Annotated in this window: 13 protein-coding genes and 1 pseudogene; 11 read left to right on the top strand and 3 right to left on the bottom strand. The window is 38.9% G+C overall.

The features are described from left to right. The first annotated feature begins 54 nt into the window (after positions 1 to 54). From F986_RS01950 to F986_RS01925, 6 genes are all read left to right on the top strand, one after another. Positions 55 to 1,476 (top strand): FAD-dependent oxidoreductase, encoded by a 1,422-nt coding sequence (locus F986_RS01950; protein ID WP_004691490.1) that lies wholly within the window; start codon positions 55 to 57, stop codon positions 1,474 to 1,476. Between the two features lie 223 nt (positions 1,477 to 1,699). Then, positions 1,700 to 2,578, top strand: a complete 879-nt coding sequence (locus tag F986_RS01945; RefSeq protein ID WP_004691489.1) for a metal-dependent hydrolase — start codon at positions 1,700 to 1,702, stop codon at positions 2,576 to 2,578. Positions 2,579 to 2,726: 148 nt separating this feature from the next. After that, positions 2,727 to 3,317: a LemA family protein gene (locus tag F986_RS01940; protein WP_004691488.1), complete on the top strand. Its 591-nt coding sequence runs from the start codon at positions 2,727 to 2,729 to the stop codon at positions 3,315 to 3,317. Positions 3,318 to 3,354: 37 nt separating this feature from the next. Further along, on the top strand, positions 3,355 to 4,428 hold the full coding sequence (locus F986_RS01935; RefSeq protein ID WP_004691487.1) for a TPM domain-containing protein: 1,074 nt from the start codon (positions 3,355 to 3,357) through the stop codon (positions 4,426 to 4,428). Next, the gene (locus tag F986_RS01930) at positions 4,422 to 4,982 is read left to right on the top strand and encodes a TPM domain-containing protein (RefSeq protein WP_004691486.1); all 561 of its coding nucleotides are present in this window, start codon (positions 4,422 to 4,424) and stop codon (positions 4,980 to 4,982) included. The genes F986_RS01935 and F986_RS01930 overlap by 7 nt, the downstream gene beginning before the upstream one ends. Positions 4,983 to 5,309: 327 nt before the next feature. Further along, on the top strand, positions 5,310 to 5,828 hold the full coding sequence (locus F986_RS01925) for a hypothetical protein (protein WP_004691485.1): 519 nt from the start codon (positions 5,310 to 5,312) through the stop codon (positions 5,826 to 5,828). Between the two features lie 67 nt (positions 5,829 to 5,895). On the opposite strand, the pseudogene F986_RS17690 reads toward F986_RS01925, so the two are convergent. Together F986_RS17690 and F986_RS01920 are read right to left on the bottom strand one after the other, a co-directional pair. Beyond that, a pseudogene (locus F986_RS17690) lies at positions 5,896 to 6,520 on the bottom strand (HAD family hydrolase). A 123-nt stretch (positions 6,521 to 6,643) separates the two neighbouring features. Continuing rightward, entirely contained in the window at positions 6,644 to 6,910 is a 267-nt protein-coding gene (locus tag F986_RS01920; protein WP_004691484.1) for a hypothetical protein, read from the bottom strand. A 162-nt stretch (positions 6,911 to 7,072) separates the two neighbouring features. Between F986_RS01920 and F986_RS01915 the strand changes: the two genes are divergently transcribed. Then, entirely contained in the window at positions 7,073 to 7,303 is a 231-nt protein-coding gene (locus F986_RS01915; RefSeq protein WP_004691483.1) for a helix-turn-helix domain-containing protein, read from the top strand. 15 nt (positions 7,304 to 7,318) lie between these two features. On the opposite strand, the gene F986_RS01910 is transcribed toward F986_RS01915, so the two are convergent. Next, positions 7,319 to 8,317 (bottom strand): Arc family DNA-binding protein, encoded by a 999-nt coding sequence (locus F986_RS01910; RefSeq protein ID WP_017397242.1) that lies wholly within the window; start codon positions 8,315 to 8,317, stop codon positions 7,319 to 7,321. 429 nt (positions 8,318 to 8,746) lie between these two features. Here F986_RS01910 and F986_RS01900 point away from each other — a divergent pair, with 429 nt between their 5' ends. From F986_RS01900 to F986_RS01885, 4 genes are read left to right on the top strand one after another with little or no spacing between them, the layout of a single operon-like run. After that, positions 8,747 to 10,174 carry a tyrosine-type recombinase/integrase gene (locus F986_RS01900; RefSeq protein WP_004691481.1) on the top strand — a complete coding sequence of 476 codons (1,428 nt, stop codon included), beginning with the start codon at positions 8,747 to 8,749 and terminating at the stop codon, positions 10,172 to 10,174. Next, positions 10,171 to 12,108: a hypothetical protein gene (locus F986_RS01895; protein ID WP_004691480.1), complete on the top strand. Its 1,938-nt coding sequence runs from the start codon at positions 10,171 to 10,173 to the stop codon at positions 12,106 to 12,108. Before F986_RS01900 ends, F986_RS01895 begins: the two co-directional genes overlap by 4 nt. Then, the gene (locus tag F986_RS01890; RefSeq protein WP_004691479.1) at positions 12,105 to 14,162 is read left to right on the top strand and encodes a hypothetical protein; all 2,058 of its coding nucleotides are present in this window, start codon (positions 12,105 to 12,107) and stop codon (positions 14,160 to 14,162) included. The genes F986_RS01895 and F986_RS01890 overlap by 4 nt, the downstream gene beginning before the upstream one ends. 3 nt (positions 14,163 to 14,165) lie before the next feature. Beyond that, a complete protein-coding gene (locus F986_RS01885) occupies positions 14,166 to 14,525 on the top strand; it encodes a hypothetical protein (protein ID WP_004691478.1) in 360 nt (119 codons plus the stop codon). The last annotated feature ends 110 nt before the right edge of the window (positions 14,526 to 14,635 follow it).

Genomic DNA, 14,635 nt, shown 5'->3' with positions numbered 1-14,635 from the left:
ATAGGCAGGTGCAGACGATAGATAAACGGGCTGCACCTACCCACGGAGAGAGACATGGCAGAGCGCCTAAACAATGACTTTCAATTTCTGGATGTAGCACGCCAAGATCCAGAGAAAAAAGAGATTCAGGTCCGCAAAGCAGAGTTTGTGGAAATTTATAAACCTTTTACAGCGGAAGTGGCAGCAAATCAGACCCACCGTTGTTTAGGGTGTGGTAACCCATATTGTGAATGGAAATGTCCAGTACATAACTACATTCCAAACTGGTTAAAGTTGATTGCTGAGGGTCGTATTTTCCAAGCAGCAGAGTTGTGTCACCAAACCAACACGCTACCAGAAGTATGTGGTCGTGTTTGTCCGCAAGACCGTTTATGTGAAGGGGCTTGTACCTTAAACGATGGTTTTGGTGCAGTGACGATTGGTAATGCTGAAAAATATATCAATGACACCGCGTTTGCACTAGGCTGGCGTCCAGATATGTCTTCAGTCAAGTGGACAGATAAAAAAGTCGCGATTATTGGTGCAGGCCCTGCGGGTCTAGGCTGTGCTGATATTTTGGTGCGTAGCGGGGTGAAACCTGTTGTATTCGACAAACGCCCTGAAATTGGTGGTCTATTAACCTTTGGTATTCCAGAATTTAAAATGGAAAAAGATGTGATGAAGCGTCGCCGTGAAATCTTCACGGGTATGGGCGTGGAGTTCCGTTTAAATACTGAAATTGGGACAGATGTCACCATCGATCAACTGCTTACAGAATACGATGCGGTGTTCATGGGTATGGGTACTTATACCTACATGAAAGGTGGCTTTGCAGGTGAAGATCTAAACGGTGTCTATGATGCATTGGATTTCTTGATTGCCAATGTCAACCGTACTCAAGGCTGGGAAAAAGACCCAAGTGAGTACATCAGTGTTGAAGGCAAAAAGGTGATTGTTCTTGGCGGTGGAGACACTGCAATGGACTGTAACCGTACCTCTATTCGTCAGGGTGCAGCAGTGGTGAGCTGTGCATACCGTCGTGACGAAGAAAACATGCCGGGTTCACGTCGTGAAGTGCAAAATGCCAAAGAAGAAGGTGTGAACTTCTTGTTTAACCGTCAACCGATTGAAATCGTCGGTGAAAATGGAAAAGTCACGGGCGTGAAAGTGGTTACGACTCAACTTGGTGAGCCGGATAGTCGTGGTCGTCGCAGTCCAGAACCAATTCCGGGTTCAGAAGAAATTTTACCTGCAGATGCAGTTTTATTGGCATTTGGTTTCCGCACCAGCCCTGCGGATTGGTTTACAAATGTGAATATTAACCTTGATGGTTCAGGTCGTGTAGTTGCGGCTGAACAGCAAACCTATAAATTCCAAACCTCAAATCCGAAAATCTTTGCGGGTGGTGATATGGTTCGTGGTTCAGACCTTGTTGTCACAGCGATTTGGGAAGGCCGTCAAGCGGCTGAAGGTATTTTGGATTATTTAGACATTTAATCTAAATCGTCCAACACAAAAACCCGCTTCGGCGGGTTTTTGTATGATCACTATTTGCCTGAGATGATATGAAAGAGGTGGATCGGGATAAATCGAAAAAGATCTGGTGGAGAGTCTGATAAAAATGGACGAATTTGCAAACGTACTAAGCATTTTTGCCATATGTGAATGGTCTCTAAATTCAGATACTGAAGATCGCTCGGTTAAATGTTAGGAAATGGACATGACTCAAGTGACGACAGAAAAACTATATCAACATCGTCCAAAAGCTCAGGGTATTACGATTCGACGTTTGCAATTCAACCCCAAAGCCATTCGCCGGCATTATTTTGCCAATTCACCAGTCATGTCGCATTTACTGACGGCATTGTCTTCAACTTTTCCCATCGGTGAGCAGTTCTTTGTGCATAGCGTGCGCAATGTACGTGACCAAGTGAAGGATGAAAATCTTCAAGCGCAGATTGCGGCATTTATTGGTCAAGAGGCGATGCATTCTCAAGCACACACTGCATTTAATGCTGCATGGCGCCGTGATGATTATAATCTCGACCGTTTTCAGGCATGGTTGGCACGTAAAGATGATTATGTGAAAAACTTGCATCCTAAAATTCAGCTCGAAATTACCTGTGCTTTTGAGCATTTTACGGCGCTTCTAGGTGGCTATATCTTACGACACCCTGAGATATTGAGCACCTTGGATGATGATGCAGTGAAACTCTGGGTGTGGCATGCCATTGAAGAAATTGAGCATCGCGCGGTTGCTTTTGATGTTTATCAAGCTGTCTATGGTGATGACAAGATTCGCCGTTTAATTATGCGCAGTGTAACAACAGGCTTTGCCAGTTTAACTTTTTATTCAGCCAGCCGTTTATTTTTACAAGACCGTAAAAAGAGTATACCGAAATTGGGCGGGAATCTTTTTGGATTGTATTTATTGGCGAAGATGTTTGTGCAATTACTGCCTGAATATCTGTCTTACTACAAAACCAACTTTCATCCCTCAGATATTGATTACACCCAACTGTTGAAATACTGGAAAACCCGTTTGGTAGACGACTATCAACTAGAAGGTTTTCAGCAGGAATTGCAGGCGGCTATTTAGTTTAAGTATAAAAATAAATAATCAAAACCGAGTGAAAATCGCTCGGTTCTTTCATTTTTAGCTACTTTAACTAAAAGCAACAAAAGGATAATCAAATGTGTTTACAATCAGGTTATTGCAATAAATACAAAAGAAAGAGGATAGCTGAATGAATTTTATGAAAAAAACTGCTGTCGTTGTTGCCCTTGCGAGCACCTTAACCCTATCGGGCTGTGGTTATAATACCTTGCAGGTCAAAGATGAGGCAGTTACAGCTGCGTGGTCGGAAGTACAAAACCAATATCAACGCCGTGCAGATTTGGTGCCAAACTTGGTGAATGTGGTGAAGGGCTATGCTAAACATGAAGAGCAAGTCCTGACCGAAGTTACGCAGGCACGTGCCAATGTGGCAGGTTTAAAAGTCGATAAAAAAGTATTAGAAGACCCTGCATTATTCCAAAAATATCAAGACGCGCAGGCGCAAATGACGGGTGCATTGTCGCGTTTAATTGCGGTCTCAGAAAACTATCCAGACTTAAAAGCCAATGAGCAATTTCGTGATTTACAGGTCCAACTCGAAGGCACCGAAAACCGCATTGCTGTGGCGCGTAATCGCTATATTACTACGGTGCAAGACTTTAACTCCTATTCACGCCAGTTCCCACAAGTCATGACTGCCAAGGTGATTGGGATGGACACCAAACCAAATTTTAGTGCAGAGCAAAGCGCGCAAAAAGCACCAACGGTGTCATTTAACTAGCTGTGACTTAAAGTAATCGCAACCATAGGGTGAATGAATGATAGTACAGCAGCAGTTCTTACGGTTTTCGTATAAATGGGTGCTTGCATTCATTTTATCAGGACTGCTGTGTCTAAGTTCTTTAACATGGGCAGAGGTTGCTACAGCAACAGATGGTGGTGCTGAAACAGTTATCGCTGGAAAAATTATTCAAGGTCAGCAAGCGGAGAGTTCCAATAATGTAAGCTCGACAAATACTGATGCCGTGTCACAACCACCCGTTGCCAATGATATGGCAGAAGGTGAATCGATACGGGTGTTACCAACCTTAAATGAACCCGTGATTGATCAAGCACATATTTTAAGTGCTGAAGATAAGCAAGCCATTGGCCAAAAAATCCGTGCCTTGCATGACACAGGAAAAGCCCAAATAGGCGTGGTGATTGTCCCGACTACAGGTCAAGAGGATATTTTTGGTTTTGCCATGCGTATTGCAGACCAATGGCAGCTCGGTTCAGCAAAGCAGGACAACGGTTTGCTGATAGCAATTGCCGTTAATGACCGGCGTATGCAGATTCTTACGGGTTATGGTTTGGAAGGAGTTATTCCGGACATCATTGCGAATCGCATTATTAACCAACAAATCACACCGTATTTTAAGCAAGCTCAGTATGCTCAAGGGATCAATGCGGGGCTTGCTGAAATTGAACGGATTTTAAATCTTGATCCTGAAGTTGCAGCCCAAGCGGCGCAACAACTAGAAGAACGCCAAGACCAAGCTATTCGAGAGCAGGAAGCCAAAAGTAAAACGTTTAGTACTGCTATATTTATTTTAATTGCTGGCGCAATTGGCTCATTTGTGGTGGGGAAGCGTTTAAGTGCCTCGACGGCTGCAGTTGCTGGAACCGTGGCAGGCTTGGTCAATGGAGCTGGTTTAGTCACCAGTTTACTGATTGGTGGCGGTATTTTCTTTTTACTCATCACGACTTTAGCCCAAACGATATTTCAGCTTTTTCTCTCCTCAGGTGGGGGAGGTGGACGTGGAGGTCGTGGCGGCGGCGGTTTTGGTGGAGGTGGATATAGTGGCGGAGGCGGCGGCTTCGGCGGTGGAGGAGCATCAGGGTCATGGTAACAACAACTGAAACGACGGAAATCGTCACCAAACCAAAGCTAGATGAAGTCGTACAACCTAGTTTTAAACGTTGGCTAAAGCATTTATTACATATGCCAGCGAGTAAACGTTTCTTTAATCAGCAAGATCAACATGCGATTGCACAATCGGTAGCTGCTGCTGAACAGGGTCATGTTGGTGAAATTCAGGTAGTGATCGAAGGGCATATGCCTGCACGAGAAGCCTATTATTTAGATACTCGTGGGCGTGCGAAACAGCTCTTTGCTGAACTTGGTGTATGGGATACAGAGTTGAATAGTGGGGTGCTGTTATATCTAAATTTATGTGAACAAAAAGTTGAAATTGTGATTGATCGCGGAATTCAAAAAGCGACCGAACAAGTGGTTTGGGATCAAATTTGTCAGAATATCATTCAACAACTGGCAGCACAGCACTATAAAGTAGCCGTTATAAAGGGTGTGGAAAGTATTGGAGAGGTATTAATTGAGTTTTATGCACATGCCACAACAGATCGGCAGAATGAATTGAGTAATGACCCGATTATATTGGGCTAGAAAATAGTGTTTAAGTGACAAAAAATGTCATTTTTTTACCAAAAAAAACATTAAAACCACACTGTAACAATTTTATTTTTTTAAAGTGCTGTTTTTTCTGTTAATTTTATTATAATCACTCTTGGCATATTTAGTGCTATACATAAAATAAGCTAAATAAGTTTATAAAGCTTATAAATAAACAATAAACATTTGTGGAGAATGTTATGAAATCTATACAAAAGGGTTTTACTCTTATTGATACTCCATAAGTGTCCATATAAAATGAACATTCCATAAGTAAGCTCATATGGACATCATCGAATAAACGACAGACTCGTTCCCGCTATGAAGCAGAAATATTCCTTTGCTCTTCTTTTGTTTCTTCCTACATTGATTCATGCACAAGCGTTAGACTTAGATCAATATTCAGATATTTCATCAATTACGCAAATTGCTTCAAATCAAAAAATTCAAACAGAACTTCAAAAGCTGTTAAAGCATGATTATCAAAAATTTCAATCTCATTTTGAGCATTACTCAGCGCCTTATTTGTTGAAAACAGATGAGGCTTTGTACTATGAAGGTCGGTCTGCATCCAGTTTAGATGCTTCATCAGCGATTATTTTTGAAGATGGTCGATTGTTTGCTGCTATTTATTTTTATGAAACCAAGATACTAAAATACTTTAGTAATGATGCGAGTTGCTCAGAACAGTTACATCCTGCGATTCAAATTTTTGCTCAGCAGCGTGAAATTCAAAATATCGAGTATGTGACAGCTAGAGTAGATATCGCTTTAAAATATAATCTTGGTTTGCCTCCTCAATGCGAGGCTTATATAGAAAAACTAAAGAAAGGAGACTAATTTTAGTGATTGAACTTACATATATTTTTAAAAATAATTTTTTCTCAGTCCTGAGAGCAAATACTTGTCAGCCAATAATATCCACTAAAATATCTGCCAATTTTTGACCATTTTTACGATCTATCAATCTAGCAGACATGCCAAATGCTGTTGTCCCTGTAAAATCAGCCAAGAGCTGTGTCCCCAATAAATAAAACTTCTGAAGTTTGGCAACGTAGTTGGTCAATTAGCGATTGATAGATTTTCGGTCCAGGTTTAATTACACCAACTTCATAACTCCAAGCATAAGTATCAAGGGGAGGTAATAATGAAGAAAAAAATTTTCCATATGGCATAGCTAAATTTTAGCATAATCCCAATTTAATCCCCAATTTTTTTTAATTCTTCCAAAGTAGTTAAGGTATCTTCATATAGTGCAATAGACCGTAATTCTTCATTTAAATCATGTTCAAGTTCTTGCAGAAACTGGTCTGGAATATTTGCTGCTAATAGCTTTACACGTTCTACCAAATTTAAATTGCGGGATATAATAAATTTAGCATCATCAGGTTTTGGTTGTCACCCATTTTCTTTCAGCTATTTCATTAATTTTCTATATGGGAAACGTCTTTCTCCTATTTTATAAGTGTACCAAATACGTCAAAAGCAATGACTGATGGCTCAACATGACCTGTTTCTATAGATGATTCCATATTTTTAAAATCAATTAAATTAAGTTTCACTTTTAGTTGAGATTACCATAAGAGCATTGTCTCATTCTGAAGTAGATTGATGTAAAAAATTAAAGGAGATATTTATATCTCCCTTTGTTTGTTTTATTCACTAAAGTTTGTAAACATGATTTTAGGAAAATTTTTCATGAAGTGGCGACGAACTTGGTTGAAATCGTTAAGATCATGTTGAATTTTCGAAAAATTATTAACCCAAGCTAAAACGGCATCTTGATCATTTAAATTGGGGTTTACATTTAGAAACAAAGCTAAATCAAATGTCCGGTCAATATTAAACTCTTTGATGAGTGCAACGGCAGTCGAACGGACTTCTTCTGAAACAGATAATTTTGGGGAAAAGTAGTTATTCATCGCTAAAACTCCTTTGAAACAATATATAATGATATTTAAGAAGGTTAATTTGCTTCTTTGATATGTAAAATAACCTGTTGCAGGTTGAAATTAGCATAGATAGAACTTTGTATCAAGTTAAAATAACCTGCTATGGGTTTAAATGTTGTTTTGTGAGTTGTTATGATTAGATGTAGATTATCCGCTCTGATGGGCGAACGCAAAATTTTGAAGCTAAGTGATGTGGCGCATGCCACTAGTATTAACCGTAATACCTTGACGAATTTGTATTATGATCGTGCGATTCGAATTGAACTTTCGGTTGCAGATACCTTGTGTAAATATTTTAATTGTAATATGCAGGACTTGTTTGAATATAGTAATGAACCTGAAAAAAGGAATGACATTCAGTAATACGCCATCGCTATTTTAAAGCTGAATAGGATGCTTTAGATGCAATTCAGGATCATTCCAAATCGTCTGAATGTATTTCTCTTTAGCAAAATCTTGAATTATTCTTGCTCTTAATACATCAAAACCATTCCAATAGTCTAAAATTCCGTCAGGAAGTTTATCTGCTAAATCATCAATCCAAGGAATATGATGTAATTTTTCTACAATTGTTAAGGGATGAACTGTTCCAGTCAAAATAAGTTTAAACTGCTCTTCTGGAAGAAGGTGGCTATGTATAGATACATTGGGGTGGTAATATCGCAGTAACACTTTGGTCAATAAGCAAAAATATAACAATGATCTATATCCACCATCACCATTTACATTGCTAATATGGTATGGAGGTGAAAAAGTTTCAACTGCATAATTTTCATAGATTTTAAGAATAATTAATTGCCCCGTTTCTGACAGTTCTCGAATAAACTTTATTTCTTTCACCCTTGAGTTATTTAAATATTCATTATTAGGATTTGAACCTAAGAGCAGCTTTATATCTTTTTCTAAATACTCATTCAAACGTGTATGTTGAATATCATATGGAGTCTGTTTACCAAAGAGTAACCAGTTTGGATTTACTGAAGTATGTTGCGCTATTTTTTCCAGTTGTCCAAATGTAGGTTCTAATTCTGCCCTAAACCATGCTTCAGCTTCATCAGCCGTATCTTCACGTATCTCAAAAGCTAATTCAGCAATTGTAAATTCTCTAAAATGATAAATTTTTTTTAATTCGCTTAATACGAAATTTAAACGTTTAGCTACTACTTTTTTCCGTTCTGTAGGAGAGTGTGATCGTAAAAATTTTTCAACGATTTTTGCCGCTTCAACTTGGATATTATCATTCATGACGAATGAATCATAAAGCCGAGAAGTTGCTTCAGCATTGATGGAACGTTGATTGGCTTTCGCAGCATCATCCACTTTATTTTTTAACTCTTCTGGAATTCGAAGGTTAAATTGAATGTCTTTTTTACCCATACATTCCATGAATACTAGAAATTTTAGTACTAGCATTATGCTATAAAAAAAAAATTGACATAAGTGTTAGCATATTGCTATGTTAGCAATATGCTAACAAGTAGTTTATTGCATATGAAACAAACAAATCTTCGCTTACCCACAGATTTAGTTTCTTGGGCCAAACAAACGGCAAAGAAAAGACATCAGTCAATGAATGCTTTTTTTATTACAGAATTGGAACGATTAAGAAAGGAGGAACAGAGTGAATTGACAAAAAAGTAATTATTTTCATTCGGCAAAAAGTATAAAAGCCCATGTCGTAACCATGAGCTTTTATGGATGTCTTCATTGCTGATCAGACATTTGTATTTTGATGAATAGGGACATTTTTGTCAATCCTATCTCAAGATCACTTTTTGCCTGTTTTTAATAAACAGGAGGCTCAAAATGAGCACTAAACTTAAAAATGGTCAGTCACGCTACCAATCAAAAGCCAAAGTTGTGACCATTAAAAAATTTCAGTTATCGACGTTGAGAAAGGCAGCTGATCGTTTAAATGATGCAGCGTTCGAAAAACATGGTGATGCGTATCTCGAATTCCCTGTGATTATCCAGGGAGATGGCAACCCTTCTGAAATTTTTAATCTGTATTTGCTGAAAAAACTTGAGCAAACAATACAGTATGATTTTAAAACATTTGCATCTATTGCTCATCAGCTTGTTGATTTTCAGCGCTTTTTAGAAGATGAGCAGCTGGACTGTTTGAAATTTCATAAACTAAAACAGTTAAATGCGATTTTTAAATATCGTACTCGTCTTATTGAGCAGGCAAATGCAGGTCTAATTTCAGCCAGTTCTGCACGTGGTCGAATTAATGCAGTGGTGAACTTTTATCGATTTCTTGTAACGGAAGACTTAGTTGACCATCAACGTTATGGACTTCCATTTCAGGATGTCTATAAATATATTGCCGTGGATAATGAGTTTGGCGCACGTCGAAAAATGGCAATTAAGTCACATGATCTTGCAATTCATGTTCCTGCTAAAGCCCAAAACTCTGAAGCGATTTTAGATGGTGGTGAATTAAGCCCACTTACTGTTGAAGAGCAAGCTGTTGTATTAAAAGCACTGCAAAAATCATCACTTGAATATCAGTTGATGTTCTATCTTGCATTGTTCACGGGTGCTCGCCTGCAAACAATTTGTACTTTACGAATCAAGTGCTTATTCAACCGAGAGTCTGATAATCATGGCTTTATTCGTCTGCCTGTTGGGGCTGGGACAGGTGTGGACACTAAATTTCAAAAGCCAATGACGCTGCTAATTCCGCATTGGTTGGCGCTAGATCTTAAAATTTATATCAATAGTGAGCAAGCTCAACAGCGTAGACAGAAGTCAAACTATGCTGACTCGGATGAAAATTATGTATTTCTCACCAAGCTTGGTACACCTTTTTATACCAGCAAAGCAGAACAGCAAGAGCTGACCGATAAGATTAAAGCTTCTGACTCATTTGGGGCTAGGCTTAAGCTTTATGAAGGCGAAGCGGTACGCAGCTATTTAAAAGGTGTGTTATTGCCTGAAATTCGCTTGATTGATCCGCAATTTCAAAGTTTTAAATTCCATGATTTACGTGCCAGTTTTGGTATGAACCTGCTTGAAAGTCAGTTACAACACCTGCCCGAAGGGCACTCGGCGATGACAGCTGTCGAATATGTGCAAGCTCGCATGGGTCATCGCAACATCAGCACCACTTTACAATATTTGAATTACAAATCTCGTTTACAGTGGCGTAATAAAATTCAGCATGAGTATGAGTCAAGTTTAATGAAGTATGTGATGTCTTCTGTCAATCCAGTAGGAGATTTTTCATGAGCTTCACACGTACCCCATTGTTTGTCCATATCTCCGATATCAACAAACAAATTAATGAATATGAGCGACTTGTTCTCGTCTGCAAAGATAAAACTGCTTCTTTTGGTTTTAAGACATTAGATATTGGAACTCTGTTTTACCGTAAAAGAGTATCTGACGAGATTTTGTCAGAACAGCAGTTAGCTGCATCATTTGATGAAAAAAGGCGTTATTTTTTACAATGTTTGACCGACTATTTGCTGCAAATGAGCGGATCAGATTTGTCAAAAGGACTTTTTTACTATACTAGTAAAATGTTTCTAGATTGGGTGGATCAGCAAAAGAAAGTTTTTGATTTATCGAATCAAGATAGTGTGATTGATGCGTATCGTCGTTACAGTAAATATTTAGTTGATCGCACTTTGCTTGCGGATACTGAAGAGGAAAGTTTGGCTGCACATACAGCAAAGCAATATCAGCGTAATACAGCCAAATTAATCGCATATGTATTTGACTGTCATGAAATTGATATTGTTAGTCAAGCAATGCAAGTACAGTCCCAGCGTTATGATGTGCCTATATTACCGATTGCGGAAGAAGATCATCAAAAAACTTATGCGACTTTGCAGAATGTCTTTCTTGAAATCCATCGTATCGTTGTGCAAGAAGAGAGTTTTCCAGCGCATTTTAAATCGGTTGATGAAGAGAACTTTTATTTTTATTCCGGTTTTCATCATCAAAATGAAAAACAGCATATCCAGTTTGATATACAGAGTTATTTAGTCAAATATCCAGTTATTCCAGCTTTTTCCAAAATGCTAGCTGATTTTGAATTAGAAGAAGATAGTGAGCATCGAAAACGTTTACGTGAGAATCGCAATCAAGCGATTCGTAATCTTGAAAAACGTAATAAAGACAAACGACATACCGAGCGAGAACGACTCGCCTCCTATGGTCTTTGCATTGGCATGTTGTTATTTATTGCACAAACTGGGGCAAATTTAGACACTGCTCAACAGTTAGAACTCGATACGATGGAAATCCTACCAAGTACCCAAGGGCGAAGGTTTTCGGGAACAAAAAGCCGTGCAGGAGGCAAGACAGTATACCCAGAATTTGGGGCGAAATTTGAGCCAGTGTTTAGGAAGATTCTGGAACTTCGTGAATGGTATATTCAAGATGAAGCATGTGATTTCATCTTTCCATTACGCAACGAAATTCAACATTTGGGACCTGTCAGCTACAGCAGATTACAATTAATGAAAAAGCTTTTTCAGCGCATATTCCCACGAATGGTCTGGATTACACCACAACAGTGGCGTAAGCATAAAAGCAGTCAAACTGTTGAGTTTAGCGATGGTGATCTACTGCTTGAAGCTGAAGTAATGGGTCACTCACTCGATACGGCAAGAAATAATTATGCACGTACTTCATTCAAAGATGCAGCCCAGCAAATTTCACAGTTTTTTAATGAGCTGCGAGAAGTTGCGGTCGCAAAAACACGAACACTTGAGAGAATCGCTGTACAAATGTTAGATGAAACTGTTGATGTTCAGACCTTACCTGTCGGTGCATGTATTACAGCAGCTCCACATCCTGAAAAAGCTTTAGGTTTTACCGAACAAGCTCCTAAACCTAACTGTCAGCAATTTGAGCACTGTTTATTTTGCCAACATTATGCAGTTCATGCTGATGACGAAGATGTGCGTAAGCTTTTATCACTGAAAAGTCTGCTCGGCTACGTTAAGCAAAAAGCCACGGACTTAATCAAGTGGGAACAACAGTTCGGCGTTGTACTACATCGTATCGATGAAGTGATCGAAGAGTTATCAAATACTTATGGAAATTTACGTGATCGTATTTTTTTGATTCAGGAAGAAGTTGAAAGTGGTGATTTAGATGCCTATTGGCTCAATCATTTTGAGCTTTTAATCGATTTGGGGTGGGTCGCATGAGTTCATTTAATTCATATTTATACGGTCTTGGTGTTACTGAGCAATTCTTACCTGATGAGTACAACCTACAGAATAATCAGCTGACTGTTGCAAATACTTTTGTATTATCGCGAATGAAAAGCGGTGAAACATTATCAGTTTATTCAGACAATGTGTGGGATCTTTCTCCATATTTACCGAAGTGTCACTGTCGCCTGAATTTTGATAGCTGGCTTGAGAATTCCCGTGAAGATGACTTTCTCTTCTGCCAAATTCGGGCAGAAATGAAAAAAATCAGTTTTGCTTTGCTTTATATAAAATCTGGCAAGTCGATTATTAAAAGTATTGAGAAGCGGCATACTATTTTGCGCCAGTTTGCTGCTATCGCATACCGCAATGGCTGTACATTGCAGCAGTTATTTGGCGATGTTGCTTATATCTCAAAAGTAAATGATGCTTATGTTGGCGTGAGCCATCAAAAAGCACTCCAAATTAAAGCATTTTTAACTGATTGTTTTGCCTTACAACAGCAATATCCATTGCTCATTCCAGCATTTAATACATATCAACCGATTGAGCATTTAGCAAAGTTGGCTGCTCAACTCAAGTTGCAGTCGGGCAAAGTAGGTCCGCAAACTAAGTTGATTCCATCTCGTATTTATATAAGTTTAATTAATGGGTTAGCAGAGAAATTGAATGAGTTTAATCATTATGTACCTGCTTTACATCAGTGGTTTCAGCGCATTCAACAAGAGCCGTTTTTTGCGCGTATGCCACGTGAGTTTAAAGATTATAAAAATGCAGTGAGTTTTGTGGATGCTCGAGATTTGCTTGGCTTAACGGCACTGTTTGAAAATAATCAGATTCAAAAACATGCCAATCTCACCCGTTATATGACGTTGATTCAAGGTATGGCCAAGCTTTGGATTCATCTGTTTACAGGCATGCGGGATAATGAAGTAAATCAGCTGTCTTATGACTGTTACCAAACTGTTCAGAGCAATGAGCACCTAGTGCATGTGTTAATAGGCTATACCTCCAAGTTACATGGTGGCGGTAACAAGTCTACCTATTGGATTAGCTTTGAAGATATCCAGCTTGGGGTACGTGCAGCACAAAGCATAGGTGAAATCTATGCCTTGCTCAATCCGCATTATGATCTGTCTAATCCTGCTGAATACCCATTATTTCCAACCCTGTATTCGCAGAAACATCGGCATAAAAAGAATCAAAATATTGAAAATGAAACGGATTTTATTTCCAATTTTTCAGGTGCTCCGACTAGAACGCAGTCCAACTTTAACCAGTATCTAAACCGCATCTCGGCATCGTTTGGTGATGGATTGAGAATTACTGAAAGTGATTTAGCAGAGCTAGAAGCATTTGATGGTTTTCTTAATTGGCGAGAAGAAAAAGACTGTCAAATTGGTGAGTACTGGAATATCTGTACCCATCAATTTAGACGCTCATTGGCTGTCTATGGCGCTCGTTCAGGCATGATCGGACTTGGTGCCATGTCGGTTCAATATAAACATTTAACCGAAGCCATGACTTTGTATTATCGAGATAATGCGGTGTTTGCTCCAAACATTTTAGCCAGTGATAGCCAGAAAGAATTTATTCAAGAACTAGAATATCAGCGTTTGGTACATTCTTATGAACAATTTGAGGATGGTGTAATTAATAGTGCTAGCCGTTTGCTCGGTGGTGCAGGAAACTATTTGCAGCTGCAAAAAGACCGCGAGCAATTACTCACAGTATTTCCGAATCGTGATGAAACCATCAAGCGTATGAAAAAAGGGGAAATTGCTTGCAAGACTAGCCTGTTTGGTGCTTGTACTAATCCTGATTCTTGCGAAAAAATTTCATTTACTGCGATTACCAGTTGTTTGAATTGTGCCCATGCAATTTTCGATATTGCTAGTGCAGAGAAGATGAATAAAGCGGTTCAACGGCTACAGCGAGTTCGGGATGCGCAAGTGCAAGGTAGTTTGCTATACGGACAAATGGATAGCGATATTTTGGCTTTAAACAAGACCATTCAAAAAATTCAAACGATCAATATTGAGGTTTAAAAAATGAGTGCACTCAATGAATATTATGCTGCTTTGGAGCGATTAAAAGCCAACAAACCGATTATTCTACCGAAAGGCTCTGCCATTAATAACGATACTGTAGCACTGGAGGCAGGGCGTAAGCGGGGTTCTATTAAGAAGAGCCGCCATGCTGCATTGATTAATGCAATTGAGCAAGCTGCGCAGGCTGCGGGGCAAAATATTCTTTCGCCTGCACAACAGATTGAGCAGGCGAAAAACCGTACCAAAGCAGCAAAGACCAACTATGAGCAACTTCAGGAAGATTATGAAAAATTGCTGGAAAAGTGTAATTCGTTGTTGATGGAGAATTTTGAGTTAAGACAAAGTGCTCGAACTCTATAATTGAAACAGCCACTAAATTTTGTAATTTGTAATTTAGTGGCTATTTGATTTTAATTCTTTATTGATAAATGTTATTTAAAGACTGAAATTAAACGATTTTGTATGGCGAT

Origin of the sequence: Acinetobacter johnsonii CIP 64.6 (assembly GCF_000368045.1) — a bacterium.
GTDB lineage: Bacteria > Pseudomonadota > Gammaproteobacteria > Pseudomonadales > Moraxellaceae > Acinetobacter > Acinetobacter johnsonii.
The sequence above is the reverse complement of the archived record's forward strand: the minus strand, read 5'-3'. Positions and strand labels throughout refer to the sequence as shown.